The sequence below is a fragment of the Nonomuraea wenchangensis genome (genome assembly GCF_900111685.1).
Taxonomy (GTDB): Bacteria; Actinomycetota; Actinomycetes; order Streptosporangiales; family Streptosporangiaceae; genus Nonomuraea; species Nonomuraea wenchangensis.
In genome coordinates, this window is record NZ_FOHX01000007.1 from 288,565 (window position 1) to 313,390 (window position 24,826).

The 24,826-nt window shown below is 73.4% G+C and carries 29 protein-coding genes; 7 read left to right on the plus strand and 22 right to left on the minus strand.

The genetic code is table 11. The features are described from left to right. Positions 1 to 2 precede the first annotated feature (2 nt). Positions 3 to 818, minus strand: coding sequence for a formylglycine-generating enzyme family protein (locus BMW85_RS22920; protein WP_177240852.1), 816 nt, complete (start codon positions 816 to 818; stop codon positions 3 to 5). Positions 819 to 1,039: 221 nt separating this feature from the next. On the opposite strand from BMW85_RS22920, the gene BMW85_RS22925 reads away from it, so the two are divergent. Both BMW85_RS22925 and BMW85_RS22930 read left to right on the plus strand, forming a co-directional pair. Beyond that, positions 1,040 to 1,999, plus strand: a complete 960-nt coding sequence (locus BMW85_RS22925; RefSeq protein ID WP_091084778.1) for a Ppx/GppA family phosphatase — start codon at positions 1,040 to 1,042, stop codon at positions 1,997 to 1,999. An 84-nt stretch (positions 2,000 to 2,083) separates the two neighbouring features. Then, complete coding sequence (locus BMW85_RS22930; RefSeq protein WP_091084780.1) at positions 2,084 to 2,377, plus strand: hypothetical protein; 294 nt, start codon at positions 2,084 to 2,086, stop codon at positions 2,375 to 2,377. Here BMW85_RS22930 and BMW85_RS22935 read toward each other — a convergent pair. The 6 genes from BMW85_RS22935 to BMW85_RS22960 all read right to left on the minus strand — a co-directional run bounded on the left by BMW85_RS22935 (position 2,349) and on the right by BMW85_RS22960 (position 6,111). Beyond that, a complete protein-coding gene (locus BMW85_RS22935; RefSeq protein WP_091084783.1) occupies positions 2,349 to 3,146 on the minus strand; it encodes an ABC transporter permease in 798 nt (265 codons plus the stop codon). The two genes, BMW85_RS22930 and BMW85_RS22935, sit on opposite strands and share 29 nt — an antisense overlap. Then, positions 3,143 to 4,036, minus strand: coding sequence for an ABC transporter ATP-binding protein (locus BMW85_RS22940; RefSeq protein WP_091084784.1), 894 nt, complete (start codon positions 4,034 to 4,036; stop codon positions 3,143 to 3,145). The genes BMW85_RS22935 and BMW85_RS22940 overlap by 4 nt, the downstream gene beginning before the upstream one ends. Continuing rightward, entirely contained in the window at positions 4,033 to 4,395 is a 363-nt protein-coding gene (locus BMW85_RS22945; protein WP_091084787.1) for a hypothetical protein, read from the minus strand. Before BMW85_RS22945 ends, BMW85_RS22940 begins: the two co-directional genes overlap by 4 nt. A 3-nt stretch (positions 4,396 to 4,398) precedes the next feature. Beyond that, positions 4,399 to 4,944 carry a helix-turn-helix domain-containing protein gene (locus BMW85_RS22950; RefSeq protein ID WP_091084790.1) on the minus strand — a complete coding sequence of 182 codons (546 nt, stop codon included), beginning with the start codon at positions 4,942 to 4,944 and terminating at the stop codon, positions 4,399 to 4,401. A gap of 73 nt (positions 4,945 to 5,017) precedes the next feature. Continuing rightward, positions 5,018 to 5,476 (minus strand): ATP-binding protein, encoded by a 459-nt coding sequence (locus BMW85_RS22955; protein ID WP_091084793.1) that lies wholly within the window; start codon positions 5,474 to 5,476, stop codon positions 5,018 to 5,020. An 89-nt stretch (positions 5,477 to 5,565) separates the two neighbouring features. Beyond that, positions 5,566 to 6,111, minus strand: coding sequence for a TetR/AcrR family transcriptional regulator (locus tag BMW85_RS22960; RefSeq protein WP_091084795.1), 546 nt, complete (start codon positions 6,109 to 6,111; stop codon positions 5,566 to 5,568). Positions 6,112 to 6,211: 100 nt separating this feature from the next. On the opposite strand from BMW85_RS22960, the gene BMW85_RS22965 reads away from it, so the two are divergent. Next, a complete protein-coding gene (locus BMW85_RS22965; RefSeq protein WP_091084797.1) occupies positions 6,212 to 7,141 on the plus strand; it encodes a GNAT family N-acetyltransferase in 930 nt (309 codons plus the stop codon). On the opposite strand, the gene BMW85_RS22970 is transcribed toward BMW85_RS22965, so the two are convergent. Genes BMW85_RS22970 through BMW85_RS22985 form a run of 4 tightly spaced genes read right to left on the minus strand, consistent with a single transcriptional unit; the run spans position 7,138 to position 11,827 of the window. Beyond that, positions 7,138 to 8,469, minus strand: coding sequence for an AAA family ATPase (locus BMW85_RS22970; RefSeq protein WP_091085344.1), 1,332 nt, complete (start codon positions 8,467 to 8,469; stop codon positions 7,138 to 7,140). The two genes, BMW85_RS22965 and BMW85_RS22970, sit on opposite strands and share 4 nt — an antisense overlap. Next, positions 8,466 to 9,893, minus strand: coding sequence for a hypothetical protein (locus BMW85_RS22975; RefSeq protein ID WP_091084799.1), 1,428 nt, complete (start codon positions 9,891 to 9,893; stop codon positions 8,466 to 8,468). Before BMW85_RS22975 ends, BMW85_RS22970 begins: the two co-directional genes overlap by 4 nt. A gap of 3 nt (positions 9,894 to 9,896) precedes the next feature. Further along, positions 9,897 to 11,057: a hypothetical protein gene (locus BMW85_RS22980; RefSeq protein ID WP_091084802.1), complete on the minus strand. Its 1,161-nt coding sequence runs from the start codon at positions 11,055 to 11,057 to the stop codon at positions 9,897 to 9,899. Continuing rightward, positions 11,054 to 11,827: a hypothetical protein gene (locus tag BMW85_RS22985; RefSeq protein WP_091084804.1), complete on the minus strand. Its 774-nt coding sequence runs from the start codon at positions 11,825 to 11,827 to the stop codon at positions 11,054 to 11,056. The genes BMW85_RS22980 and BMW85_RS22985 overlap by 4 nt, the downstream gene beginning before the upstream one ends. Positions 11,828 to 11,965: 138 nt before the next feature. Here BMW85_RS22985 and BMW85_RS52015 point away from each other — a divergent pair, with 138 nt between their 5' ends. Beyond that, entirely contained in the window at positions 11,966 to 12,418 is a 453-nt protein-coding gene (locus BMW85_RS52015; RefSeq protein ID WP_143082371.1) for a hypothetical protein, read from the plus strand. Next, a complete protein-coding gene (locus tag BMW85_RS22995) occupies positions 12,415 to 13,038 on the plus strand; it encodes a TetR family transcriptional regulator (protein ID WP_091084810.1) in 624 nt (207 codons plus the stop codon). Before BMW85_RS52015 ends, BMW85_RS22995 begins: the two co-directional genes overlap by 4 nt. On the opposite strand, the gene BMW85_RS23000 is transcribed toward BMW85_RS22995, so the two are convergent. The 5 genes from BMW85_RS23000 to BMW85_RS23020 form a co-directional block, all read right to left on the minus strand. Continuing rightward, positions 12,992 to 13,828: an ABC transporter permease gene (locus BMW85_RS23000; protein ID WP_091084812.1), complete on the minus strand. Its 837-nt coding sequence runs from the start codon at positions 13,826 to 13,828 to the stop codon at positions 12,992 to 12,994. The genes BMW85_RS22995 and BMW85_RS23000 overlap by 47 nt on opposite strands. Beyond that, positions 13,825 to 14,544 (minus strand): ABC transporter ATP-binding protein, encoded by a 720-nt coding sequence (locus BMW85_RS23005; protein ID WP_091084815.1) that lies wholly within the window; start codon positions 14,542 to 14,544, stop codon positions 13,825 to 13,827. The genes BMW85_RS23000 and BMW85_RS23005 overlap by 4 nt, the downstream gene beginning before the upstream one ends. Before the next feature lie 45 nt (positions 14,545 to 14,589). Continuing rightward, on the minus strand, positions 14,590 to 15,558 hold the full coding sequence (locus BMW85_RS23010; protein WP_091084818.1) for a phosphotransferase family protein: 969 nt from the start codon (positions 15,556 to 15,558) through the stop codon (positions 14,590 to 14,592). Then, the gene (locus BMW85_RS23015) at positions 15,555 to 16,745 is read right to left on the minus strand and encodes an acyl-CoA dehydrogenase family protein (RefSeq protein WP_091084820.1); all 1,191 of its coding nucleotides are present in this window, start codon (positions 16,743 to 16,745) and stop codon (positions 15,555 to 15,557) included. The genes BMW85_RS23010 and BMW85_RS23015 overlap by 4 nt, the downstream gene beginning before the upstream one ends. A 63-nt stretch (positions 16,746 to 16,808) precedes the next feature. Beyond that, complete coding sequence (locus BMW85_RS23020; protein ID WP_091084823.1) at positions 16,809 to 17,591, minus strand: CPBP family intramembrane glutamic endopeptidase; 783 nt, start codon at positions 17,589 to 17,591, stop codon at positions 16,809 to 16,811. 68 nt (positions 17,592 to 17,659) lie between these two features. Here BMW85_RS23020 and BMW85_RS23025 point away from each other — a divergent pair, with 68 nt between their 5' ends. Further along, on the plus strand, positions 17,660 to 18,019 hold the full coding sequence (locus BMW85_RS23025; RefSeq protein WP_091084826.1) for a DUF6285 domain-containing protein: 360 nt from the start codon (positions 17,660 to 17,662) through the stop codon (positions 18,017 to 18,019). 20 nt (positions 18,020 to 18,039) lie between these two features. Here the strand turns inward: BMW85_RS23025 and mctP are convergent, their stop codons facing one another. From mctP to BMW85_RS23045, 4 genes are all read right to left on the minus strand, one after another. Continuing rightward, complete coding sequence (gene mctP, locus BMW85_RS23030; protein ID WP_091084829.1) at positions 18,040 to 19,650, minus strand: monocarboxylate uptake permease MctP; 1,611 nt, start codon at positions 19,648 to 19,650, stop codon at positions 18,040 to 18,042. Further along, positions 19,647 to 19,856 (minus strand): DUF3311 domain-containing protein, encoded by a 210-nt coding sequence (locus BMW85_RS23035; RefSeq protein WP_091084832.1) that lies wholly within the window; start codon positions 19,854 to 19,856, stop codon positions 19,647 to 19,649. The genes mctP and BMW85_RS23035 overlap by 4 nt, the downstream gene beginning before the upstream one ends. Positions 19,857 to 20,096: 240 nt before the next feature. Continuing rightward, entirely contained in the window at positions 20,097 to 20,738 is a 642-nt protein-coding gene (locus BMW85_RS23040; RefSeq protein ID WP_091084836.1) for a carboxymuconolactone decarboxylase family protein, read from the minus strand. Beyond that, positions 20,738 to 21,301, minus strand: coding sequence for a VOC family protein (locus BMW85_RS23045; RefSeq protein ID WP_091084838.1), 564 nt, complete (start codon positions 21,299 to 21,301; stop codon positions 20,738 to 20,740). Before BMW85_RS23045 ends, BMW85_RS23040 begins: the two co-directional genes overlap by 1 nt. Positions 21,302 to 21,378: 77 nt before the next feature. Between BMW85_RS23045 and BMW85_RS23050 the strand changes: the two genes are divergently transcribed. Then, the gene (locus tag BMW85_RS23050) at positions 21,379 to 22,269 is read left to right on the plus strand and encodes an SDR family oxidoreductase (RefSeq protein WP_177240828.1); all 891 of its coding nucleotides are present in this window, start codon (positions 21,379 to 21,381) and stop codon (positions 22,267 to 22,269) included. Here the strand turns inward: BMW85_RS23050 and BMW85_RS23055 are convergent. Together BMW85_RS23055 and BMW85_RS23060 are read right to left on the minus strand one after the other, a co-directional pair. Next, a complete protein-coding gene (locus tag BMW85_RS23055; protein ID WP_091084842.1) occupies positions 22,260 to 23,204 on the minus strand; it encodes a helix-turn-helix transcriptional regulator in 945 nt (314 codons plus the stop codon). The genes BMW85_RS23050 and BMW85_RS23055 overlap by 10 nt on opposite strands. After that, positions 23,186 to 24,781 carry a CocE/NonD family hydrolase gene (locus tag BMW85_RS23060; RefSeq protein WP_218155889.1) on the minus strand — a complete coding sequence of 532 codons (1,596 nt, stop codon included), beginning with the start codon at positions 24,779 to 24,781 and terminating at the stop codon, positions 23,186 to 23,188. Before BMW85_RS23060 ends, BMW85_RS23055 begins: the two co-directional genes overlap by 19 nt. Positions 24,782 to 24,826: the final 45 nt, after the last annotated feature.

Below are 24,826 nucleotides of genomic sequence, written 5' to 3' on the forward strand. Positions count from 1 at the left end.
GATCAGAGTATGGCCGCACAGCGGAAACCGGTGTGCCCGGTCGCCGAGTCGGGGGTGTTGGAGGTCCGCGCGGCCACCCGGTAGCGGTTGCAGTAGGAGTCGTGGCACATGTAAGACCCGCCGCGGATCACCTTGGCCGTGCCCTCGTCCGGCCCGGCCGGGTTCTCCGCGTACGGCTCCCACGCCGTGCCCCACCAGTCGGCGGTCCACTCCCACACGTTCCCGGCGACGTTGTAGAGCCCGTAGCCGTTCGGCTGGAACGACTTGACCGGCATCGTCCCCTTGCTCGGCGCGGTGGGGAAGTGGCCCTGCCAGATGTTGCACCGCTGCCGCCCGTTCGGCGCCAGCTCGTCGCCCCACGGGAATCGCTTGCGCTCCAGCCCGCCGCGGGCGGCCATCTCCCACTCGGCCTCGGTGGGCAGCCGCTTGCCCGCCCACTCGGCGTAGGCGTTCGCGTCGTTCCACGAGACGTGCACGACGGGATGGTTCTGCCGGGCGCCGATCGACGAGCCCGGCCCCTCAGGGGTGCGCCAGGCGGCCCCCTCGACGCCCGCCCACCAGGACGCGCCGGGCACGGTCGCATCGATGACGCCCGCGCGGGCGAACTGGCGGAACACGAACGACCAGCCGATCCGCTCGGCCTCGGTGACGTAGCCCGTCTCCTTGACGAAGGTGGCGAACTGGGCGTTCGTCACACACGTCGGATCGATCATGAACGGGTCCAGCCGCACCTCGCGGACCGGTCCCTCCCCGTCCTCGGGGCGGGCGTCCCAGTCGTCGCCGCCCATGAGGAACGTGCCGCCCGGGACGCGTACCATGCCGCGCGGCGGCGCCGACCGCCGCGCGGTCAGGACGGCCGGCCGCGGCTGCGGCGTGGCGGCGCCCTCCCTGCTCGGGCCACAGCAAGCGCTCAAAGTCCCCCCAAACGTGTCATACCAGTAAGGAAGGGTAGCCCTTACGCCATGCCCCCGATCACGCGGCCGCCGCTGGTCACCCCTTGCGTTATGCCGTGAATCCCGCAGAACGGTAGCGTTTTCCCATGCGACTCGGCGTGCTGGACATCGGCTCGAACACGGTGCATCTCCTCGTCGTGGACGCCCACCGCGGCGCCCGGCCCATCCCCGCGTACTCGCACAAGGAGGAGCTGCGCCTGACGGAGTACCTCGGCGAGGACAACCGGCTCGCCGAGCGGGGCGTCGAGCGGCTGTGCGCGTTCGTCACGGAGGCCGTCGAGCTGGCGGAGGACAAGGGCGTGGAGGACCTGCTCGCCTTCGCCACCTCCGCCGTGCGCGAGGCGGCCAACGGCGAGGAGGTGCTGTCGCGCGTCGAGAACGGCTGCGGCGTGCACATCGAGGTGCTGGCCGGGCGGGACGAGGCCCGGCTGACCTTCCTCGCCGTGCGCCGGTGGTTCGGCTGGTCGTCGGGGCGGCTGCTCGCCTTCGACATCGGCGGCGGCTCGCTGGAGATCGCGGCCGGCGTGGACGAGGAGCCCGACGTGGCCGCCTCGCTGCCGCTGGGGGCCGGGCGGCTGACCCGCGACTGGTTCACCGCCGACCCGCCGTCCGCCGACGAGGTGCGCAGGCTGCGGCGGCACGTACGCACCGAGATCGCCCGCACCGTCGGCTCCGTCGCCCGCTACGGCCGGCCCGACCGCGCCGTCGCCACCTCCAAGACCTTCAAGCAGCTCGCCAGGATCGCCGGGGCCGCGCCCACCAGCGACGGCCTGTACGTGCTCCGCCGGCTCACCCGGCAGGACACGGCCGACTGGGTGACCAAGCTCGCCGGCATGACCACGGCCGAGCGGGCGCGGCTCTCCGGCGTGTCCGAGGGGCGGGCGGCGCAGCTCGCGGCGGGGGCGCTGGTCGCGGACGCGGCCATGGACCTGTTCGAGGTGGACAGCCTGGAGGTGTGCCCGTGGGCGCTGCGCGAGGGCGTCATCCTGCGCCGGCTCGACCTGCTGCCGGGCCGGCTCGACCATTCTGGGCTGGTCGCGGACTGAGCGCGCCCTGCTCTCGCGTCGAGTAAGTGCGTTGTATCCGCATGATGTGGCATAACCGGCTGATGATCGGGAACTTTCCGCCAGATGTTGGACGTGCTCGGCGCCATCGGGTCCCTGCTGGTCGTGCTGCTGCTCCTCGCCGGCGCGATCGCCGTCATCGCCGTGATCGCCCTGGCGGCGTTCGTGTTCATGGCCGGCTCCATGCTCCCCTGGCCGCGGCTGTGGCGGCGCCTGACGGGGCGGGAGCGCCGGCTGACGGTGAAGCTGAGCGGCGAGAGCGTCCCCGAGCGGCGGCGCGGCGAGCTGAGCGGCCGCACCCCGCGCCTGCGCCGCCACTACCCCCTGGAGGTCAGGCGACGTCGCGGCGCAGGGGTCTGAGCAGCGCGGCCGTACTCGCCAGCGCCGTGTAGCCGAGCAGGACCAGCGCTCCGGCCAGGGGGGACAGCAGGCGGACGGGCTCGCTGGACAACTGCTGGGCCAGGGCGTCGGCCACGGCGGTGAAGTCGGTGAGCGCCGCGGTCGCGCCGCCCGGCAGCAGGGGATAGAGGTGGCGGACGCCCGGGATCATGACGAGGAGCAGCTCCGCCCCGTACAAGTAGCCGACCACCACGCACAACGCCGCGACCTGGTGGCGGATCAGCGCGCCCATGCCGACGCCGAGCACCATGTAGGCGGCCATCGCGACCCCCAGGCGGGCCAGGAGCTCGACGACGGTCCCCGCGGGCAGGCCCAGGGTGACGCCGCGCGCCGCGGCGGCACCGAACAGCGACACGGCGGCGGTGCCCGACAGGACGAGCCCGTAGACCACGCCGGCCAGCCCGTACGTGACGAGCTTGGCGGCCAGCACCCGCCAGCGGTCCGGCGCGTACAGGAACGTGACCGTGATCGTGCGGTGCCGGTACTCCGAGGTCAGGGCCAGGGTGCCGACGGCGGCCGGGACGAAGGCGGTGAACCCGAGAAAGCCGAGGACGGCCCGTACGCCTGCCTCGGTGTGCAGCCCCGGCATCGGAGGGTCGAAGTTCTCCGGCCCGACGAGCGCCAGCAGCCCGATGAGGCCGCCGCCGAGGAGGGCGGCGACGAGCAGGGTGCCGAGCCACATCCGGGTGGCGAGCAGCCTGCGGAGCTCCGCGTGGATCAGGGGTCTCATGCGTCCGTCCGTTCGCCGGTCAGGTCCAGGAAGAGCTCTTCCAGGCTGGGCCGGTCGGCGGCCAAGCCGTGGACGCGCAGCTCGTGCGCCGCGGCCAGGTCGGCGATCCGGGCCGGCTCCAGCCCGTGCACCCGCAGGTCGTGGGGCCCGTCGAGGTCGATCGCTCGGGCGGCGGGCGCGAGGACGCGGGCGAGCCGGTCCGCGTCGGGGCTGCTCACCCGTACGACGTGCGCCGCACCGGCGAGCTCGCCCAGGGCTCCGGCGGCCACCAGCCGCCCCCGCCGGATGACCACGACGTCGTCGGCGACCTGCTGGACCTCGCCCAGCGCGTGGCTGGAGACCAGCACGGCGCGGCCCTCCCCGGCCAGCTCCCGCAGGAACGCGCGCAGCCAGGCCGTGCCCTCGGGGTCCAGGCCGTTGCCCGGCTCGTCCAGGAGCAGGACGCCGGGGTCGCCCAGCAGGGCGGTGGCCAGGCTGAGCCGCTGCCGCATGCCGGTGGAGTAGGTGCCCGTCGCGCGGTCGCCCGCCGCCGCCAGGCCGAGCAGGCCGAGCAGCTCCTCGACCCGGCGGCCCGGATGCCCGCCCATCGCCGCGTAGATCCTCAGATGGTTCCTGGCCGAGTGCCGCGGATGGAAGGCGGCGCCGTCGAAGGCCGCCCCCACGACGGTGGTCGGGCGCGGCAGGTCGCGGTAGCGCCGCCCGCCGATCGTCACGCCGCCCGAGGTGGGCGCGACGTGGCCGACCATCATGCGCATGGTCGTGGTCTTGCCGGCGCCGTTGGGGCCGAGGAAGGCGGTGACCGCTCCCGGCCTGACGGTGAAGCTGAGATCGTCGACGGCGGTGAGCGTGCCGTACCTCTTGGTCAGGCCCCGGACCTCGACGCCGCTCATGCGGCCGTCGCTCTGATGGTCTCGGCGAGCCGGTCGGCGCCGGGGACCGAGATCACGACCTCGTCGAACTCGCCGCCCGAGCCCGCGCGGTCCAGCATCAGCCGCAGGCCGGGCAGGTGGCGGTTGACCGAGACCAGTTGCCTGGGGCCGCCGTAGAGGCCCCAGACGCCGATCTTGGTGTGGCCGGACACGGCCAGCCCGCTGCGCGCGCCGCGCGGGACGCGCAGCGGCTGTCCGGTGGCGACCGCCTCCCGCACGGCCGCCAGGGGGATGACGTGCCGGGCGCGGCCGGCGAAGAACCGCTCCCATGGACCGAACTCCACGATGATCGAACCGCCGTCGATGATGACCGTCGCCATGCCTCAACCTTCTTCCGTCAGGGGGAGCAACATCGTCGCCAGCAGCCGGGGTGTGCGCCCCGGCCCCGGCTGGTTGGCGAGCAGGGGCTGGACGAGGCCGGCGAAACCCTGCGCGAAACGTACGAACTCCTCGTCGTCCAGGTGCAGCACGACCTGCTGGTAGCCGACGCCGTCGGCCGCCAGGTCGATGTGCTCCCTGGCGAGGTAGCGCGAGAACTCCGACAGCAGGCTGGCCACGAACGCGGTGAAGTAGCGCTCGTGCTCCTCGGGGGAGGCCGAGGCCAGCGCTTCGGGGGAGGGGGCGACCCCGCCTTCCGGCACCGCGTACACCCGCTCCGTCGCGCCGCCGACCTTGCGCTCCTCCACCACCTGCAGCAGACCGGCCTGCGCCAGCGTGGCGATGTGCCGGTACAGCGTCGCCTGCGGCACGTCGGGCAGCAGGCCCGCCAGGTCGGACGACGTGCGGCGGGCGCCGGCCGCGGCGCGCAGGATGCGGATGCGCACGGGGTGCAGCGCCAGCTGCGCCCAGCGCTCTGGGGATGTCCTCACATCCCACACGTTATCACTATCGAGAATGAGAATGTACGGCCGCCCATAAAGCCCCCGTGTCAGGGGGCAGGGGTCAGTGGGAGGCGGAGGAGGAGCGGTGGTTGGCGGACATCAGGTGGGGCCCGGCGGCCCCGGGCGCGTACCGGAGGCGCTTCTCCAGGCACACCATCGCCCCGTTCTCGCGTTTGCTGGTGAAGCGGATGTCGTCGGCGAGCGCCCGCATGATCATCAGCCCGCGCCCGTGCTCGGCCCCCGGCTTGGGCTCCTCCAGCTTGTCGGGGTCGAAGCCGTGCCCGTTGTCGACGACCCGGATGAAGCACCGGTCGTCGTGGACGGTGGCGCTGACGGTGTAGTCGTCGCTCGGCTCGGCGTGCCGGATCACGTTGGAGCAGGCCTCGGTGAGCATGAGCTCGATGTCGTCGCGGATCCCGCCCTCGACGCCGAGCGAGCGCAAAGTGCCGTCCAGCATCTGCCTGATCAGCGGGACGCTCGCGGCATCCCTTGGCAGCCGGAGCGCTATCGAGGCCTCCACGACTTCTCCCTCCCTGCGGAACGCGTGGCGACCTTCTGCCCGAGATCGCGGAGCCCAATCGTCGGCGGCAGAACCGGCCTTCCCGGTGGTCACATGTCCGCGAGCCGCCGCGCCACCTCCATGGACGCCTCGGCGATCTCGTCGTCGGTCAGGCCGTCCTGCGCCGTCATCCACTTGCCCGCGTGCAGCGCGAACAGCGCCAGCGACCGGCTGATCCGCTCCACCGGCGTCGCGCCAGGCTCGCTCAGCTCGGCCCTGAGCGCCAGCATCGCCTCACGCATCTTGATGAGCTTCGGATGCTCGCGCAGCGCCGTCTGGTTGCGCTCCAGGAACCGGGTGACCTCCAGGTGGCTGGGCCTGGTCAGGTTCGCGGCGTAGCGCTCCAGCAGCTCGTGGCGGGTCGCGGACGTCTTCGGGCGCGCCCGCGCCCACTCCACCAGCTCCTCGATCTCGGCCACCCGCAGGTCGACCAGGCTCGCGACGATGTCGTCCTTGGTCTTGAAGTGGTAGTAGAGCGCGGCCTTGGTGACGCCCAGCTCCTCGGCGATCTCCCGCAGTGAGGTCGCCTCGTACCCCTGCTCGGTGAAGAGCCGCAGCGCGACCTCCTGGATACGGGTCCGTGTGTCTGCCCGCACTGTGCACCATTTTCGACTTGACGGCCGGTAAGGAGATGTCCAGTTTATTCGGCGAAAAAAGAAGAGGTGCCCACTGGGGGTTTTGACGACAATTGTCCCCATGCACACTTTCCGACGACCGCGCCCGGACGACGCGGCCGCCCTCTACGACCTCGTCTCGGCGTACGAGACCGCCGTGCTCGGCGGGCCCGACATGACCCTCCAGGACGTCGAGGACGAGCTCGTCGAACCCGGCTTCGACCTCGAGCGCGACGGCTGGGTCGCCGAGGGGCCCGGCGGACGCCTGCTCGCCAACGCCTGGGCCTACGCCAACGGCGACAGCGACCTGGTCGACGTGGACGTCATCGTCCGGCCCGGCTCCGAGGAGCTGATCGCACCCCTCTGGGAGAAGGTCCTCGGCCGCGCCCGCGAGCTGGCCGCCGAGCGCGGCCACGACGGCGTCACCGTCCACATCGGCGTCTACCGCGCCGACCGGGGCAAGCAGGCCCTCGCCAAGGAGCACGGCTTCGAACCGGGCACCAGCTTCCACCGCATGCGGATCGACTTCGACGGCCCCGTCGAGCCGCCCGCCCCGCCCGCCGGGCTCACGCTGCACTCCGGGGAGAGCGAGGAGGTGCGGCGCGAGGCGCACCGCGTCCACCAGGAGGGCTTCGCCGAGCACTTCGGGTTCGTCCCCGCCACCTACGAGCACTGGTACGAGCGCCGCCAGGCCCAGAACGCCACCGACTGGAGCCAGCTCGCCCTCGCCAGGATCGACGGCCGCCCGGCCGGGGTGATGATCGGCAGCGACCAGTTCCTGCCCGACCAGGGCTGCGGCTACGTCGCCACGCTCGCCGTACTGCCCGACTTCCGCGGGCGGGGCCTCGGCCGCTTCCTGCTCCAGCACGCCTTCGCCGCCGACGCCGCCCGCGGCAGGAAGGGCACGATCCTGCACGTGGACAGCAACAACACCACCCCGGCGCTCGACCTGTACGAGTCGGCCGGCATGCGCCCCGTGATGGCCATCGACGTCTGGCGCCGCAGGCTCTAGCCCCGGTCCGCCCGGACCCGGTGCCGGGACAGGTGCTCCAGCACCGCCTGGTTCGCCTCCCACCCGTCGGGGAACTTCACCGGCACGCCGAGCTGCACCGGCTCGGCCGACGGGTGGGCGTCCAGCAGCTCGGCGATCCCGGCCCTGGCGACCACCACGCAGGCGTGCCGGTGCCGGGAGGCGAGCACGCACAGCCGCCCCGACTCCAGGTGGAAGGCCGTCGCGTCGCGCCGCCCCGACAGCGGGTGCAGCACGATCGTCACGTCGTACTCGCGGCCCTGGAGCCGGTTGGCGGTGTCCACGGTGATCTCCGGCGGCAGGCCGGCCGCGCGGATCGCCGCCACCTGGTCGCGGTGCGCGGCCCCGACCGCGATCCGGTCGGCGGTGACCGGCCGCTCGCCCTGCTCCGAGCCCGCCACCGCGCCGCGCTGCAGCAGCCGCTCCGCCAGCAGCGCCACCGCCCGCACCGCCTCGCCGTCGGTGCGCACGGTGTGCCGTTCCGGCAGCTCCAGCAGCGCCCACCCGGAGCGGGCCGCCTCCTCCAGCGCCCGGTCGTGCGGGGTGCCGAGGCCGCCGGTGACCAGCTCCATGCGCCGCTCGTCCGGCCCGGTGCCGGACCGGAACCCGGTGAACGGGTAGAACGCCCGCGACACCACCGGCGCGGCCGTCGCCGGCAGCCGCCACGACACCGGCAGCCGGTGCACCGGCAGGTCCGGGTTGTGCCGCAGCAGCACCGACACCGCGCTCTGCAGCGGATCCCACGACAGCCCCGACCAGCGGTCCCCGTCGACGATCGAGAACGGGTCGAGCTGCCCGGGATCGCCCACGAACAGCGCCCGCTCGAACAGCCCCGCGATGCGCAGCAGCTTGTCCGAGCGCATCTGGTAGGCCTCGTCCACGATCGCCCACGGCCACTTCCTGTCGCCGATCCACGCCCACTTGTCGGCCGTGGCGATGACGATGTCCGGATCGCCGAGGTCCTGCACCCGCGTGCCGACCCGGACCCCGGCCAGCTCAAGCAGGCGCGGCGGGGGCGCGTACGCGCCGGCCGACAGCCGCCCCACCGTCAGGTGCGGGTGCTTGTCGCAGATGCGCACCACCAGGTCGTCGACCTGCTCGTTGGTCTGGGCGACGATCATCAGCGGCTCGCCGGTGGCCGCCAGGTGCGCCGCCGCGCGCACCACCAGCGTGGACTTGCCCGCGCCAGGCGGGGAGTCCACGACCACGCCCCGATGCCGGGGCAGGTCGGCCAGCACGTCGGCGATGACCTGCTCCGGGCTGTGCTCCGGGCCGGGCTCCGGGCTGCCGGTCCCTGGGTCGGCGGTCACGACCACTCCTCCTGGGCGTCCTCGTCGTCGGGCACGTACTGCTGGGGCGGCCCGCCGTGCGTCCACGGCGTGGCCTCGGCGTCGGGCAGTCCTGGCGAGCCCTGGAAGTCGCCGGTGAGCGAGGTGTAGCAGACCCGCTCGCCGACGTCGGGCACCGTCCCCGGAGCCGCCGTCTTCCCCCTCCCCATGCCCTTGGTGATCTTCACGGTGACCAGGCCCTCGTGCGCCTCGACCAGCTCGCCGCCCTGGGCGCGGCGCTCCGGGGTGCCGAGCGCCGTGCCGGGCGGCAGCAGCACCGGGTCGTCGGTCTTGATCACGACCAGCGGACGCAGCTTGCGCGAGCGGCCCTCGCCCTCGGCGTTGTCGGGGACGGTCTCCACCACCTCGCCGGCGAACGCCTCGCCGGTCAGGCGGTACTCGGCCATCACCAGCGGGTCGTCGTAGGCGCGCTGCACCTCGTAGGCGGCCTGGGCGCGTTCCATGCGGGCCAGCCGGGCCGCGGCGGCCACCGCGCCGTCCCTGCGGGGCTGCGGCGGGCCGCCCTCCGCGACGCTCTCGGCCATGGCGCTGAACGAGGCCCGGTCCTGCTCCCACCGCTGCGCCACGCTCGCCCCCGGCTCCAGCCCCGCCAGCAGGTCGAGCGCCTGCCACATCAGCCGCCAGGTCGGCGCGAGCTGGGTGCGCAGCGCCTCCGTGACCCGCTCGGCCGAGCCGCTGTCGATGGCGGGGGCCAGCACCTCCGCGTCGAACCCCGGGTCCGTCGCCGGACCGGCGGGCGGCCAGACCAGCGGGTCCTCGGCCTCCTCGCGCGGCCCCTCGGTGATCCACGCGACCAGGGAGGCGAGGTTGCCGTCCTCCAGCCCGCTCTGCCCGCTCGCCCAGTGCCGGCCCAGCTCCTCGGTCGCGGCCAGTGTGAGCGACGACCCCGGGTACGCGGCCCGTTCGGCGAAGTACGTCAGCCACCGCCCGAGCAGCGGCACCGACTCCGGCACCGGGTAGGGCCCGTCGGCGCGGCGGAAGCGGGTGGAGCGGCCGAGCAGCCGGGTGAAGGCCACGCCGCCGGTGTTGGGCACGACGAGCTGCGGCGCGTCGAGCGCCCGCTCGTACGGGTCACCGCCACGCCGCTCGACCGTCTCGGTGTCGGCCGTGAAGCTCTCCACGTACGGCAGCAGCACCCCGGCCAGCTCGGCCGCCCACGCGAAGCGCAGGTCACGGTTGCGCGGCTGGGGCACCACGAGCAGGCGCGGCCGGTCGCGGTCGTCGCCGAGCATCGCGGCGAGCGGCGCGGCGGCCTCGCCGGACAGCCGCAGCGGCACGAACACCATCGGCCGCGCCGACAGATGGCAGTGCCGCACGGTCGCGACCGGCTGGGCGATGCCCTCGTCCAGGGCCCGCAGCCGGGCCAGCGAGGTCAGCAGGCTCACTTGTCACACACTCCCGAGGCACTCCCTGCGCAGGCGTTCGGCGTTGCGCAGCAGCCGGGCGATCTCCTCCTGGCCCTCGGCCGGGTCGCGGCTGCCGTCGGCCAGGCCCAGGGCCTCGGCCACGGACGCCACCCCGCCGAGCTCGTCGCGCACCTGACGGCCGAGCAGGTCGGAGGCGCCCTCCTGGCGGGCCTCGTCCCGGCAGAAGAAGCACAGGTCGCAGGTGGACAGGCAGTCCGGCGCGTAGCGGGCGGTGGTCCTGCGCACCGCGTCGGCCAGCTCGGCGACCGGCCGGGTGGGCCGGCCGTCCTCGCCGGGGCGCAGGTCGAAGGTGAGGTCCTCGGGCAGGCCGGCCATCAGCCTGTCGAGGGTCGTCATGCGGGCGAGCTGGCGGCGCAGCACGGCGAGCTGGCGGCGTACGTCCACCAGGGTGGCGACCGGGCGGTTGGCGAAGTTCTCGGGGCAGACCAGCACCACGTCGTGGGAGACCCGCAGCGGGTCGTGGCCCAGCTCCTCCAGCAGGGTGCGCAGCGCCAGGACGTACACCGCGGCCTGCCTGGCCGCCGCGGCCGCCGCCGACGGCTCGGCCTGCCCGTCGATCACCGCGAACGACTTGATCTCCACGATGTGGAAGCGTCCGCCGAGCTGGAAGGCCACCACGTCGGGCTCCAGGAACGCGGTGTGCCCGGCGATGGTGAGGGCGAGCAGCGGATGGTCGTAGAGCGTGCCCGCGTCGTCCTCGCCGCGCGCCGCCCGGTCGATCAGGGAGCGGGTGTGGGCGTGGCGCAGGTGCGCGCCGCTCCGGGCGTCGGCGTTCTCGCCGACGTTCTCGACGTCGTGGTAGGCGACCTCGGCGACCGGCAGGCGCAGCAGCTCGCGCAGCATCCGCAGCAGCTCCGCGCAGCCGTCGGCCTTGACCAGCGCCTCGAACGCGTTGCCGCGGGTGATCGCGAACGGCGACTGCCCGAACGGCGCGGGGAAGCCGAGATGGCGGGCGGCGGCGTCCTTGTCGAGCCCGGCGCCGTCCATGAGGGCGCGGCGGGCGCAGCCGGGGTTGGCGGCGAGCGCCGCGATGGCGCGGGCGTCGTGGGGGCGCGGCGGCGTGGTGCCGCGCAGCGCGTCGAGCCGGTGCGCGGGGTCGCCCTCGCGCTTCAAGCCGCTCACGTGGCGTACTCCTTCTTGATCGTGCTCAGCGTAGCGGCGCCGAACAGGCGGGCGACGTCATCAAGCTGCCGCGCGGCGCGTCGCGCCAGCTCCGCGCGGTCGCGCGTGTCGCGCGGGGCGTGCACGGCCAGCTCGGCGCGGGCCGCCGCGATCACCCGGTCCGGGTCGGGCGGGCCGAGCGAGCCGTCGGTGGCGCCGGGGATGTTCCTGGCCATGCGCAGGAGTAACCGGGCCGCCCGCGGGTCGCCCTGCTCGCGCCCGGCCACGGCGATCGCGCAGGTCAGGAAGTCGACGCGGGGGCTGAGCGGCCCGACCACGCGCCGCTCCAGCGGCCAGGCGCTCAGCGTGAGCAGGCCGCGGGCGGGGGAGAGGCGGTCGGTCAGCGCGGCGCACAGATAGTACGGGCGCCCGTACGGCGCGGACCGGAACGAACGCTCCTCGTCCCTGCGCAGGCTGGTGAGCTGGGCGCTGCGGATCGTGCCGCCGAGGAACGCCTCGCTGACCGCCACCACCAGCCGCGGCTGGGCGGTCGCGCCGAGCAGCCGCAGCCCCTGGTGCACCTGCTCGCGCACGGTGACCAGCGGGGCCGTCCGCGCGGGGGGCTCCTCGGGCTGCTCGCCGCCCACCAGGGCGTCCCAGGCCCGCTCGGCGGCGCGCAGCTCGGCCCGCAGGCCGCGGGCGGCGCCGCCGTCCCGTGCGCGCATGGCCCTGCGCACGCCGGCCCGCAGCTCGTCGATGCGCCGTTCGAGCTCGTCCAGCCGGTCACTCATGTGCGCGAGCGTACCAACAGTCCCAGCATTTTCCAGTAAATTGGCGGCGTTTCCGAAATCTACTTCGTAAAGGGGACCGGCCCTCCTCTTCCGATCAACGCCGAGTAAAGGACGGGCCAACAGGGGACACTGGACCCTGTGAGCCGTGGGTTGCGTCATCTGCTGGGCGCCGTCGCCGGGCTGGCGGCCCTCGCCCCCGTCTACTACCTCACCGAGGCGGGCGCGCGGGCGCTGCGCGCGGGCACGGTGGCGGCCGGGCCGTCACCCGTCGGCCTCGGCTGCCTCCTGGCCGTCGCGGCGATCGTCGCGATGCTCACCGCCTGGCCCCCGGCGGCCCTCGCCTGCGGCCTGCCGCTCGCGGCGGCGGGCACGCTGTTCGCGCTCGACTCCACCGGCGCCATCGCGGCCGCGGCCACCCTCCCGTACGCCGGCGGCCTGCCCTGGACCCGGCCCGGCGCCGCCCCCTGGGCGGAGCCCGCCGAGCCGCCCGGCACCATCGCCGGACTCACCGGCCTCTACGCGCTCATCGGCGTCGTCCTCGTGCTCTCGGCGCTCCTCCCGCGCGGCCGGCGATCTATCCTGGGCCCGTGAGCGGACGCGACCCCGACCGGCGCAGGGCGCTGCTCGACGCCGCCGACCGCGCCATCGCCGCCGAGGGCCCCGACGTGTCGATGGCCGCCATCGCCGCCGCCGCGGGCGTCACCAAGCCCATCCTCTACCGCCACTTCGGCGACCGGAGCGGCCTGTACGAGGCGCTCGCCGACCGGCACGTGCGCACCGTGATCGCCCGGCTCCGGCCGCGCTTCGCCGAGGCAGGCGGAGACCTGCGCGCCCGCGCGAGCGCCACCATCACCGCCTACCTCGACCTCGTCTCCGCCAACCTCAACCTCTACCGCTTCCTGTTCCACCGCGCCGGGGCCGAGGACGTCCGCGCCCGCTCCCGCGTCACCTCCCTCGTCCGCAGCCTCGGCGAGGAGCTGGGCGGCGTGCTCGCCGCCGAGGGGGTGGTGCCCGACCCGGCGCGGGCGCAGGTCCTCGGGCACGCCTTCGTCGGCATGGTGCAGACCACCGGCGACTGGTGGCTGGACCAGCCCGACCTCGACCGCGACCAGGTGGTGGAAAGCCTGGTCGACGTCATCACGGCCGCCGTCACCGGGCCGGAGCTCACTCGCCGAAGCGGGACAGCTTCCCGTGCCGCCGGGCGTACGTGAGCGCCCACGCGAACAACCCCACCGTGGCCGCCAGATAGACCACGTCGAGCCCGGCCGCCCAGGCCAGCCGGTCCCACGGCACCGGGCCGCCGGACAGGACCGTGCGCATGCCCTCGAACACGTGCGAGGCGGGCAGGAACTCCGACACCGCCCGCAGCGGCGCGGGCAGCACGGACACCGGGTAGAAGATCCCGGCCAGCGGCTGCACCATGAACACGAGGGACCAGGCGATGACCTGCGCGTTCTCGCCGAAGCGGAGCACCGCCGCGATGCCGACCAGCCCGAGCGACCAGCCGAGCACGAGCAGCACCCCCATGAACGGCACCAGCCCCACGCCGATCGTGGTCACGCCGAAGCCGTACAGGCCGAGGGCGAGCGCCGCCATCACGGCCAGCGCGAAGACCACCTTGCCCAGCGAGAACAGCACGAGACCGGCCAGGTACTCGGCGCTGGACAGCGGGCTGACCTGCACGTTCAGCAGGTTTCGCGACCAGATGTCCTCCAGGAAGGCGATCGAGATCTCGTTGCTGGCCTTCTGCAGCACCTGCCACAGCAGCACCGCCCCCAGCAGGAACGTCACCGCGAACGGCACCCGCTGCGCCCGCAGGAACAGCGTCATGAACCCCCACAGCACCAGCTCCACGCTGGGCCAGAAGAAGATCTCGAAGACGCGGACCGGGCTGCGCCGCAGCGCCGCGAAGTCGCGCCGGACCACGCCCATGACCCGGGTGCGCCGGGCGGCGAGGCCGAGCGGCGGCAGCGTCAGCGTGGAAGCCTGTGACATGCTCATCCTCTGGCCACCTTCAGGAACACCTCTTCCAGGTCCTCGGCCCCGTAGTGCCCGGCCAGCTCCGCCGCGCTGCCCGCGGCCACGATCACCCCGCCCGACAGGAAGTGCACCCGGTCGCACATGCGCTCCACCTCGCGCATGTTGTGCGAGGTGATGAGCATGGCGCTGCCGTTCTCGGCGGCCACCCGGGTCAGCAGGCCGCGTATGCGGTCACCGGCGTCGGGGTCGAGGTTGGCCGTCGGCTCGTCCAGCACCAGCAGCCGGGGCGCGTTCAGCAGCGCCTTGGCGAGCTGCACGCGGGTGCGCTGCCCGGACGACAGCGCCATGACCCGCCGCTTGACGAACGGGCCCAGCTCGAACAGCTCGACCAGCTCGGCGACCCGCTCGCGCGGGCGGCGCAGGGCGTACAGGCGGGCGAAGGCGTCCAGCACCTCGCCCACCCGCAGCACCCCGGGCAGGTCCACGTAGCTGGCGGCGAAGTTGAGCCGGCTGAGCGCCTCGGTGCGGTGGCGGGCCAGCTCCATGCCGAACAGCTCGACGCTGCCCGCGTCAGGAGTGATGAGGCCCAGCAGCATGTGGAGGGTGGTCGACTTGCCGGCGCCGTTGGGGCCGAGCAGACCCACGATCTCGCCCTCGCCGACGGTGAGGCTCACGTCGCGGACGGCCGTGACCGGCCCGAACCGCTTGACCAGATGGGACGCCCGCAGGATGGCCACCGCTCAAGGGTGCGGCCCACGACCGCGCGGCGGCAACGCATTTTCTCAGGTGTGCTCGCGCAGCATCCGCAGCAGGTCCCACTCGGTCTCGCACACCCGCCGCCCGATCGCCGCCAGCTCCACCGACCTGGCGCCGCCGCGCAGGTGCCGCATGGTCTGCATGACGCAGATGACGCCCCACTTGAGCACGCCGAACGTCTCCCACCAGCGCAGCGCGTCGCGGTCCACCTTCGCGCCGCCCGCCTCCTCATAGGCGGCGATCAGCTCGTCGTAGCCGCCGAACCCGCCGACGGGCAGCGGCGAGCCGAACCGCCATGCCTTCACGCACAGCCACCCCAGATCCTCCAGGGGGTCGCCGGCGTGGGCCAGCTCCCAGTCGAGCACGGCCCGTACGCCCTCAGGCCCGACGATGAGGTTGCCGTTGCGGAAGTCGCCGTGCACCACGGCGGCCGGCCCGGCGGGCGGACGGGACGCGGCCAGCCGCCGCAACGCCAGCTCGAACACCGGGTGCGGCTCGCCGAGCAGGTCGAGCACGTCCCGCCAGCGCGCCAGCGGGTCGGCGCCGGCGCCGGGGTCGGGCGGCAGGCTGGACAGCGGCATCCGGTGCACGGCGGCCAGCGCCCGCCCGCACTGGGCGGCCAGCAGCGGCCGGGCGGCGGCGTAGGCGTCGTCGCGCAGGATCCGGCGCGGGATCGTCTCCCCGTCCACCCGTTCCATCAGCACGTACGGCACCCCGCCCACCGACCCGGCGGCGACGATCCGCGGCACCGGCACGCCGGACCCGGCCGCCGCCCGCATGAGCCGCGCCTCCGCCTCCAGCGTGGTGCCCGCCTCCCCGGCCCCGCCGGGCGAGTCGAGCCGCAGCACCAGCTCGTGCCGTTCGCCGCCGGGCGCGGCGATGTCCAGGGCCCAGGTCTCCCGTGACGCCCCGCCGGGGAGCCGTACCCGGTGGGGGAGCGCGGCCTGCGGGCCGAACACCTCCGCCACCACGGCGGCGACGGTGTCGCCGCTCACCGGAGACCGAACTCCCAGTTGCCGCCGGCCGCGTACGAGCCGAGGATGCGCCGGCCGACCGAGTCGATGTGCACCTCGTCGGGCCCGTCGTAGATGCGTCCGGCCCGCGCGTGCCGGTACATCCGGTCGAGCGGCGTGTCGCCGGTCAGCCCGGCCGCGCCGTGCACCTGGATGGCCCGGTCGATGACGTTGTGCAGCATCCGCGCGCCGACGACCTTGATCGCGCCGATCTCCACGCGGGCGTCGGAGCCTGCGTCGATCGCCTCGGCGGCGTTGAGCGTGAGCAGCCGGGCCGACTGGATCTCGGCGTAGGAGTCGAACACGTGCTGGCGCATGAGCTGCTTCTTCGCCAGCGGCTCGCCGAACGCGGTGCGCTCGTGCAGCCGCCGGCACATCAGGTCGAAGGCCCGCTGCGCCTGCCCGAGCCAGCGCATGCAGTGGAAGATGCGCCCCGGCCCGAGGCGTTTCTGCGCGATGACGAAGCCGCGGCCCCGCTCGCCCAGCAGGTTGGAGGCGGGCACCCGGACGTTGTCGTAGCGCACCTCGCAGTGCGCGCCGTCCAGCCCGAGCACGGGCGTGTCGCGCACGATCGTGTAGCCGGGCGTGTCGGTCGGCACCAGGATCATGGAGAAGGCCAGGTGCGGCGGCGCGTCGGGCTCGGTGCGGCACATCACGGTCGTGTACGCCGCCCGCGAGGCCCCGGTGGTGAACCACTTGTGCCCGTTGATCACCCACTCGTCCCCGTCGAGCACGGCGTTCGTGCGGATCTGGGTGGGGTCGGAGCTGGAGACGCCCGGCTCGGTCATGGCGAAGCTGGGCGAGATGTCGCCGCGCACCAGCGGCTGCAGGTAGCGCTCGCGCTGCTCGGGCGAGGCGTGCTCGTGCAGCATGAGCGAGTCCTGGAGGGTGTACGTGCCGAGCGCGAGCTGGCCGAACTCGCTGCGTCCCTGCACCTCGTTGACGTAGACGTAGTCGAGGAACGGCAGCCCGCCGCCGCCCAGCTCACGCGGGTGGCCGAGCGCCCACAGGCCCTCCTTCTTCGCCGCGGCCCGCAGGTCCGCGAGCGCCGCCTCGGCGGCGGGCCCGCCCTCGTGCAGCACCGGCTCTGCGGGCTCGACCCGCTCGGTCATGAACGTGTGGACGGCGTCGCGGACGGGCCGGACGCTCGCGGGCACGGCGAAGCTCATGCATGGATCTCAGCCGAATATCGTTGCCCAGTCAACGGCAGGGGCAACGGTAGGGGCAACGGTCTAGGGCAGCCAGCTCACCTTGCCGCGCAGGAAGGCGTACCCGACGAAGGCCACCGCGTCGATGAGCGTGTGCGCCACGATCAGCGGCATCGTCCGCCCCCACCGCTGGTAGGCCCGGCCGAACACCACGCCCATCACCACGTTCCCGACGAACCCGCCGAACCCCTGATACAGGTGGTACGACCCGCGCAGCAGCGACGACACCACGACCGCCCGCCACGGCGACCAGCCGGCCTGCCCCAGCCGGTGCAGCAGGTAGCCGGCGACCAGCACCTCCTCCAGCACGCCGTTCTGCGCCGCGGCCAGCAGCAGCACCGGCACCTGCCACCACACCTCCGGCAGCGCGCCGGGCACGACGGTGAGGTTGACCCCGACGGCCTGCACCACCAGGTAGAACGCCAGCCCGCTGCCGCCGATCAGGGCCGCGAGCAGCGCGCCGCGCAGCAGGTCGCGGCGCGGCTCGCGCAGGTCCGCGCCGATCGTACGCAGCGACTCGCCGGAGCGCACCAGCAGGTAAGCCACCAGCCCCACCGGCGCCACCGCGATGGCGATCTGGGCGAGCTGCAGCGACAGGTCCAACCACGGCCGTCCGGGGGCCATCGAGCCGACGAGCACGGCCTGCTGGCTCTTCAGCTCCTTCGGCGCGGTGAGCGCCCCGATCAGCCGGATGAGCGCGATCAGCCCGCTCGCGCCGAGCGAGACCGACATCACGACGAAGATCTCGGCCCCGATGAGCCGGGGCGTGAGTGCCGGAAGGGCCGCGGGCGGCGACTGCGTGCTCATGAGCGCAGATTAGCCGTAACCGCCATCGGACCCGGATAAAGGGCACAGGCGTGTGCTAGAAGGAAGCCATGACGCGAACCGGATCGTCCCCGGGTCTCCACGACGTCCCCACGGCCGCGCAGCTCGTGGCCGCGGTGCGCGACTTCCTCGAGAGCGACGTGCTGCCGGCCGTGGAGGGTCGCACGCGCTTCCACACCCGCGTCGCGATCAACGTGCTCGGCATGGTGGAGCGGGAGATCGAGCTGGGCCCGGCCCAGGCGGAGGAGCACGCCGCCCGCCTGGCCGCGCTCGGCGTGGCCGACGACGCCGAGCTGGCCGCCGCCGTCCGCGACGGCCGCCTGCCCGACGACCACGCGCTGGTGAGCGCCCTGGAGCAGGCGGTGCGGGCGAAGCTGGAGGTCGCCAACCCCGCCCACCTCCATGGTTGACCAGCCCAGTGTGAGGCAGCTCAGTGCGAGCCGGTGAGGTCGAGGTCCTTGACCCGCGGGTCGCCCTCGTCCACGAAGTAGTGCTCGCGCCGGGTGGCGTCCGGCCCGTCGGCCACCTTGAACGCCCGGAAGGCCAGCGTGCCGAGCACCGCCACCACCAGGTTGACGATCAGCGCCAGGAACCCGGCGTAGACCGTCATCGTGGTGTCGAAGCCCAGGCTGGCGAGGCCGAACGCCGACCCGCCGAAGTGCGCCTTGCCGTTGGCCGGGTTGGGGATGAGGTAGAGCATCCACATGCCCACCGCGAGGCCGAGCGCCCAGCCCGCGAGCAGGCCGCCCCGGTGGAACCAGCGGGTGTAGAGGCCGAGCGCCACCGACGGCAGCGTCTGCAGGATGATGACGCCGCCGATGAGCTGCAGGTCGATCGAGAACTGCGGGTCGAGCAGCAGGATGCACAGCACCGCGCCCACCTTCACCACCAGCGAGACGATCTTGGAGACCTTGGCCTCCTGGGCGTCGGTGGCGTCCTTATTGAGGTACTCCCGGTAGATGTTGCGGGTGAACAGGTTGGCCGCCGCGATCGACATGATGGCGGCCGGCACGAGCGCGCCGATGCCGATGGCCGCGTACGCCACGCCGGTGAACCAGTCGGGGAAGACCTGGTCGAACAGCCGCGGCACGATCGTGTTGGCGTCCGGCCGGCCGTTGGCGCCCACGACCGGCTTGGTGCCGGCCGCGATGGCCATGTAGCCGAGCAGCGCGATCAGGCCGAGCACGAGGCTGTAGGCGGGCAGGGCGGACATGTTCCGCTTGATGACGTTGCGGTTCTTCGACGCCAGCACGCCGGTCAGGCTGTGCGGGTAGAGGAACAGCGCCAGCGCCGAGCCGAAGGCCAGCGTCACGTACTGGAGCTGGTTGGTGGCGTTCAGCGTGATGCCGTCGCCCTTCGCGGGGGTGGCGGCGAACTTCTGCGCGGCCGCGTCGAAGATCGAGCCCCAGCCGCCCAGCTTGGCCGGGATGTAGATGACCGCGACCAGGATCACGATGTAGATGAGCGCGTCCTTGACGAACGCGATCAGCGCGGGCGCGCGCAGCCCCGACTGGTAGGTGTAGGCCGCGAGGATCGCGAAGGCGATGACGATCGGCAGGTGGCCGGTGATGCCCATCGACTTCAGCACGGCCTCGATGCCGACGAGCTGCAGCGCGATGTACGGCATCGTCGCCACCAGCCCGGTGATCGCGACCGCGAGGGCGAGGGTCGGCGAGCCGAACCTGGCCCGGACGAAGTCGGCCGGCGTGACGAAGCCGTGCACGTGCGAGACCGACCACATCCGGGTCAGCACCAGGAACACCAGCGGGTAGACGACCACGGTGTACGGCAGCGCGTAGAAGCCCAGAGCGCCCGCCCCGAACACCAGCGCGGGCACCGCGACGAAGGTGTAGGCGGTGTAGAGGTCGCCGCCGACCAGGAACCAGGTGATCCAGGAGCCGAAGCTGCGCCCGCCGAGACCCCACTCGTGCAGGCTGTCGATGCTCTCGGGCCGCCGCCAGCGGGCCGCGACGAAGCCCATGACGGTCACGGCCAGGAACAGGACGACGAAGACGACCAGCTCGGTCGTGTGCCCGCTCACTTGGTCATCCTGTAGACGATCGTCGTGCAGGTGACGCCGACGGCGATGAAGGCGATCTGCAGCCAGTAGAACAGCGGGAAGCCGAACAGGCGGGGCTCGTCGGCGTTGAACAGGAACGTGAGCAGGGGCAGCACGACCGGCAGGACCAGCAGCCAGTTCCAGGGGCTGCGGTCGGTGCGTGGCTGTCCGGGTTCCCCGGTGGTCATCGACCCTCCGATGCGCGAAGGCCAGGGACCGGTGGTGACCGGTCCTGACAGGTGGCGTCAACGGAGGGACACTAACTTTTGCGGTGGTATTAAACCCAGTGCCGTTAATATTACGGTTCGGCCTAAATGGCAGGCAGTTGTCTCAACATGTGGGACGTCCGCGCGCGTCACCGCAGCTCCCGGCTTCGCACCTTAGTTACTCGCCGGTAGTTCACCGGGTGATGATCGATGAGTGGTCGGTTAATCGCGCCGAACGGTCAAGCCGCCGGTCAGGTCGTCGGCGATGTCCCGGGAGCCGTAGCCGTCGGGCGCCGGCACCTCCGTCACCGGGTCCGGCCGGTCGTCGAACTCCAGCCGCAGCGCCCGCGCCATCGTGGCGTGCATCTCGTACATGCAGGTGATGTACGTCAGCTCCAGGATCTGCTCGTCCGGCAGATGCCGCTGCAGCACGGCGAACACCTCGTCCGGCACCCGGCCGCCGTCCAGCACCAGCGCGTCGGCGTAGGCCAGCACGGCCCGCTCCAGCTCCCCGAAGCAGTCGCTGACCTGCCAGGCGGGGATGGCGCGCACCTTCTCCTCGGGCACGCCGAGCGCCCTGAGCTGTTTGCAGTGCTGGGAGTAGACGAACTGACTCTGCCGCGCCCAGCCGGCCCGGGTCTGGCCCAGCTCGCGCAGCACCGGGTCCAGAGTGGCCTCCCGGTAGACCTGGAAGCCCTTCACGCAGTGCCGGAAGATCTTCGGGTCCAGCGCGAAGACCTCCCACCAGTCGCCGGGCGACCCGGTCGCCGTGCCCTCCCTTTCGGGGGAGAACAGCCGGTCGTGGAAGTGCGTCACGAGCGGGTCGGTCATCTCCGCGCGCGGCACGCGGCGCAGGCGCGGCATCAGCCGGCCCCGCCCGGGACGGTCCTGTCGGCGGCCGTCCTCGGCTCGTGGCGCACGTCGCCGGGCTGCCCGACCTGCCGCGTCCAGGCGGCGAACTCGACGAGGACGCCGTCGGGGTCCTTGAAGTAGATCGAGCGTACGAACACGCCGTCGTGCATCTCCGGGGCCACGCCGAACTCGCTGTCGTCGTGGTTGAGCAGCACGCCCACGTCGATGCCCTTGGCGACGAGCCGCTCGCGGTACTCCTCGATCCGCTCCGGCGGCACGTCGAAGGCGATGTGGTTCATGGACCCGACGGCCGAGACCAGCTCGCCCCGGTCGGGCAGGTTGCGCGGCGCGGAGACCCCCGGCACGCCGTCGGGCGCGTCGGGGAACCAGAAGAAGGCGAGGGCGTTGCCGCCGCCGCAGTCGAAGAAGAAGTGCTGGCCCCAGCCCATCGGCAGCTCGATGGTCTTGATCAGCGGCATGCCCAGCACGCCGGAGTAGAAGTCGACGGTCTGCTTCATGTCCGAGCAGACCAGCGCGATGTGGTTGACCCCGCGAAGCTCGAATTCGCTGTTCATAATAATTCCGGCTTATCACAGGGGCATGCCGGAAAACATGACATGAGATGTCCTCTTTCCGGGGCACGCTCGACGTCATGATCGCTGTAGTAGCGGGGGCCACCCGCGGAACGGGACGAGGAATCGCGGTCGCGCTCGGGGAGATCGGCGCGACCGTCTACTGCACGGGACGCAGCACCCGCGCGGCACGCTCGGAGATGGACCGGCCGGAGACCGTCGAGGAGACCGCCGAGCTGGTCACCGCGGCCGGCGGCACCGGGATCGCGGTGCCCGCCGACCACCTGGACCCCGGGCGGGTGGCGGCGCTGGCCGACCAAGTCGAACGCGAGCAGGGACGGCTCGACGTGCTGGTCAACGACATCTGGGGCGGCGACCACCTGTGGAAGTGGGACACCCCCGTGTGGGAGCACGACCTGGACGACGGGCTGCGGCTGCTGCGGCTGGCCGTCGAGACCCACCTCGTCACCGCCAGGTTCCTGCTGCCGCTGATCGTCAGGCACGAGGGCGGGCTGGTCGTCGAGGTCACCGACGGCACCTGGGAGTTCAACCAGACCCGCTACCGGGGCAACGTCTACTACGACCTGGCCAAGGTGGCGGTGAACCGGCTGGCGTACGCCTGGTCGAAGGAGCTGCGCCCGCACGGCGGCACCGGCGTGGCGATCACGCCGGGCTTCCTGCGCTCGGAGGCCATGCTCGACAACTTCGGCGTCACGGAGGAGACCTGGCGGGAGGCCAAGGCCGACCCGGCCTGGCAGGTGTCCGAGACGCCCGCCTACGCCGGCCGCGCCGTCGCCGCGCTCGCCGCCGACCCCGGCCGGAGCCGCTGGTCGGGCCGCTCGGTGACCAGCGGCGAGCTGGCCGACGCGTACGGCTTCACCGACGTGGACGGCAGCCGCCCGCAGGTGTGGAGCTTCATCACCGAGGTCCTGGAGCAGGGGAAGGAGGCGGACCCGGCGGACTACCGCTGATAGAGCGCGGCGGTGCGGGCGGCGGCCTCGGCGGCCATCGCCCGCAGCTCCGGCGGCTCCAGCACCTCCGCCTCCGGCCCGAACCGCAGCACCTGCGAGAAGGCCACCTCCAGCGACTCCACCGCCAGCCGCACGGTGCCGTCGGGCCCGAGCGAGGCGAGCGCGTCCGCCAGCGCGGCCGGATCGGCGACGTGCCGGAGCATCCGCCGGCCCCGCTCGCTGAGCCGCAGCGTGATCTCCGCGCGCAGCAGCGAGCGGCTGAACTCGGCCGACCGCTCCGCCCAGAACGCGGCCAGGTCGAAGCCGGGCTCGCGGTCGAAGGTCTCGGACAGCACGTCCACCTCGCCGAACCGGTGCACGCGGAAGATGAGGAAGCGGCTGCCGAGCCGCGCCGCGAGATACCAGGCCCCGCCCTTCAGCACCAGCCCGTACGGCTCCAGCGTGCGCAGACGGTCCTTGTAGCGGGCCCGCACCCGCCGGTCGTTCCACACCGCCCTGGCCAGCGCGGACAGGGCGGCCGGCGGCGGCGCGTCCCCGGCGAACCAGCCGGGCGCGTCCAGGTGGAAGCGCTGCGCGGCGGTCGCGGGGGCGTCGCGCAGCCCGGGGGAGAGCGCCGCGGCGGCCTTCAGCCGGGCGGTGGCCGCGACGTCCTGCAGCCCCATCTCGCGCAGCGCGGCCGGCACCCCCGACAGGAACAGCGCCTCGGCCTCGGCCCGGTCGAGCCCGGTCAGCCGGGTGCGGTAGCCGTCCAGCAGCCGGTAGCCGCCGCCCCGCCCCCGGTCGGCGTAGACCGGCACGCCCGCCTCGGCGAGCGCGAGCACGTCGCGGTGCACGGTCCGCTCCGAGACCTCCAGCTCCTTCGCCAGCTCCGCCGCCGTCATCCCGCCCCGGCCCTGCAGCAGCAGGACCAGCGACATCAGCCTTGCGGCGCGCACAGCGGCAGCACCACGGCGGAGGGCAGCCCGGGGGAGTGGAAGACCTCGACGTCGGCGGGCACCATCGGCCCGCCCGCGGCGAGCGGATCGCCGGTGCCCGGGTTGCGGGCGATCGTCGGGTAGGCCCCGGCCGCCACGTGCACGCGTACGCGGTGGCCGCGCCGGAACCGGTGCGCGATCGGCCACAGGTCGATCTCGGCCCGCCGCACGCCCTCCGGCCCCGGCCCTGCCGGCCCTGCCGGCCCGAGGCGGCGCACCCCCTCGCACACGTTGAGCGAGCGCCCGTCCGGCGCCACGTCGCACACCCGTACCACGACGTCAACGTACGGGGTGCTGGAGCGGACGAACAACTCGGCGCGTACCGGGCCGATCATCTCCATGTCCGCGCGCAGCGCGGGCGAGCTGTAGACCAGCACGTCGCGGCGCTGCTCCAGCCTGCGCTGGTCGCGCGGACGGGAGTCGCCGAGCAGCACGGGCCCGCCGATGACCGGCGTCGGGCGGGCCGGGTCGTAGCGGAAGCGGTCGGGATCGGCCTCCTGGGGGCCGTCCTCGCCGAGGCCGAAGCCGTGCTGCAGGTGCCAGCGCCGCTCGCGCACGCCCGGCACCGGCCAGTCGGGGTAGTCGCGCCACTCCTCCGCGCCCGTCACGTAGAGGCGCACCGGGTCGGGCCGCAGCCGGGAAGGGTCGCCCAGCAGGTGCGCGCGGAACCACGCCGACGCCTCGGCCATGGTGGGGCGGGCGTGCCGGGCGTCGATGTGGTACCAGGGGCCGATCGTCAGGTACGGGCGGCGGCCCGCCCGGCGCAGCGCCGCGTAGTCCTGGAGCTGCCAGGGCAGGAAGACGTCGTACCAGCCGCCCAGCATGGTCACGGCCGCGTCCACCTCGCCCACCTTCGGGGAGAAGTCACGCTTGTCCCAGTACGGCACGGCCGGATCGGCGTGATGGGCCACCAGGTCCTGGAAGAACGGCAGCGGGTGACCCGCCGACAGCAGGTCCAGCTCGGCCACCGGCCGCCCCGACAGCACCGCGCGGCGGGTCGAGCGCGGCGCCGTCAGCGCCGCGGCCCCGCCGAGCCGGCGCGACATGCCGTCGGTGAGCGTGGTCCAGCTCAGCGCCGACTCCAGCGCGAACGCGCCGCCCACGTAGGCGGCGTCGCGGAACTGGGAGGCGGTGATCTGGGTCGCCAGCGCCTTCAGCTCCGGCCCGGCGTAGGGGGCGACGGCCCACTGGGTGTAACCGAGGTAGGAAGGGCCGAACATGGCGAACGAGCCGCCGTACCAGGGCTGCTCGCGCAGCCAGGCGATGGTGGCCAGGCCGTCCTCGTGCTCGTCGCCGAGCGGGTCCAGGATGCCGCCGGAGCCGAAGCCGCCCCGGCAGCTCTGGATGACGACGTGCAGGCCCTGGCGGGCGAACCCGCGGCCGTACATGAACCCGAACAGGCCGCGCCGCCCGTACGGCGAGCGCACGAGGACGACGGGCGCCCGCCCCGCCCCGGCCGGGGCGTAGTGGTCGGCCAGCAGCCGCACACCGTCGGGCATCGGGACCGGGAGGTCGCGCTGGAGCCGGACGCGTCTCATGTACTACTCAGTAACATACGCCGGTCCTGGCACGGTAGCCCGGGC

Excerpts from the sequence above, each read along its gene's own strand:
- BMW85_RS22945 (WP_091084787.1), bottom strand. The coding sequence starts at position 4,395 with ATGGCGACGGTCATCATCGACGGCGGTTCGATCATCGTGGAGTTCGGT.
- BMW85_RS22940 (WP_091084784.1), bottom strand. The coding sequence starts at position 4,036 with ATGAGCGGCGTCGAGGTCCGGGGCCTGACCAAGAGGTACGGCACGCTC.
- BMW85_RS23000 (WP_091084812.1), bottom strand. The coding sequence starts at position 13,828 with ATGAGCATGTCACAGGCTTCCACGCTGACGCTGCCGCCGCTCGGCCTC.
- BMW85_RS22985 (WP_091084804.1), bottom strand. The coding sequence starts at position 11,827 with ATGAGTGACCGGCTGGACGAGCTCGAACGGCGCATCGACGAGCTGCGG.
- BMW85_RS22965 (WP_091084797.1), top strand. The coding sequence starts at position 6,212 with ATGCACACTTTCCGACGACCGCGCCCGGACGACGCGGCCGCCCTCTAC.
- BMW85_RS23045 (WP_091084838.1), bottom strand. The coding sequence starts at position 21,301 with ATGAACAGCGAATTCGAGCTTCGCGGGGTCAACCACATCGCGCTGGTC.
- BMW85_RS22935 (WP_091084783.1), bottom strand. The coding sequence starts at position 3,146 with ATGAGACCCCTGATCCACGCGGAGCTCCGCAGGCTGCTCGCCACCCGG.
- BMW85_RS22925 (WP_091084778.1), top strand. The coding sequence starts at position 1,040 with ATGCGACTCGGCGTGCTGGACATCGGCTCGAACACGGTGCATCTCCTC.
- BMW85_RS23050 (WP_177240828.1), top strand. The coding sequence starts at position 21,379 with ATGATCGCTGTAGTAGCGGGGGCCACCCGCGGAACGGGACGAGGAATC.
- BMW85_RS23060 (WP_218155889.1), bottom strand. The coding sequence starts at position 24,781 with ATGAGACGCGTCCGGCTCCAGCGCGACCTCCCGGTCCCGATGCCCGAC.
- BMW85_RS23035 (WP_091084832.1), bottom strand. The coding sequence starts at position 19,856 with ATGACCACCGGGGAACCCGGACAGCCACGCACCGACCGCAGCCCCTGG.
- BMW85_RS23015 (WP_091084820.1), bottom strand. The coding sequence starts at position 16,745 with ATGAGCTTCGCCGTGCCCGCGAGCGTCCGGCCCGTCCGCGACGCCGTC.
- BMW85_RS22920 (WP_177240852.1), bottom strand. The coding sequence starts at position 818 with ATGGTACGCGTCCCGGGCGGCACGTTCCTCATGGGCGGCGACGACTGG.
- BMW85_RS23040 (WP_091084836.1), bottom strand. The coding sequence starts at position 20,738 with ATGCCGCGCCTGCGCCGCGTGCCGCGCGCGGAGATGACCGACCCGCTC.
- BMW85_RS22930 (WP_091084780.1), top strand. The coding sequence starts at position 2,084 with ATGTTGGACGTGCTCGGCGCCATCGGGTCCCTGCTGGTCGTGCTGCTG.
- BMW85_RS23020 (WP_091084823.1), bottom strand. The coding sequence starts at position 17,591 with ATGAGCACGCAGTCGCCGCCCGCGGCCCTTCCGGCACTCACGCCCCGG.
- BMW85_RS23025 (WP_091084826.1), top strand. The coding sequence starts at position 17,660 with ATGACGCGAACCGGATCGTCCCCGGGTCTCCACGACGTCCCCACGGCC.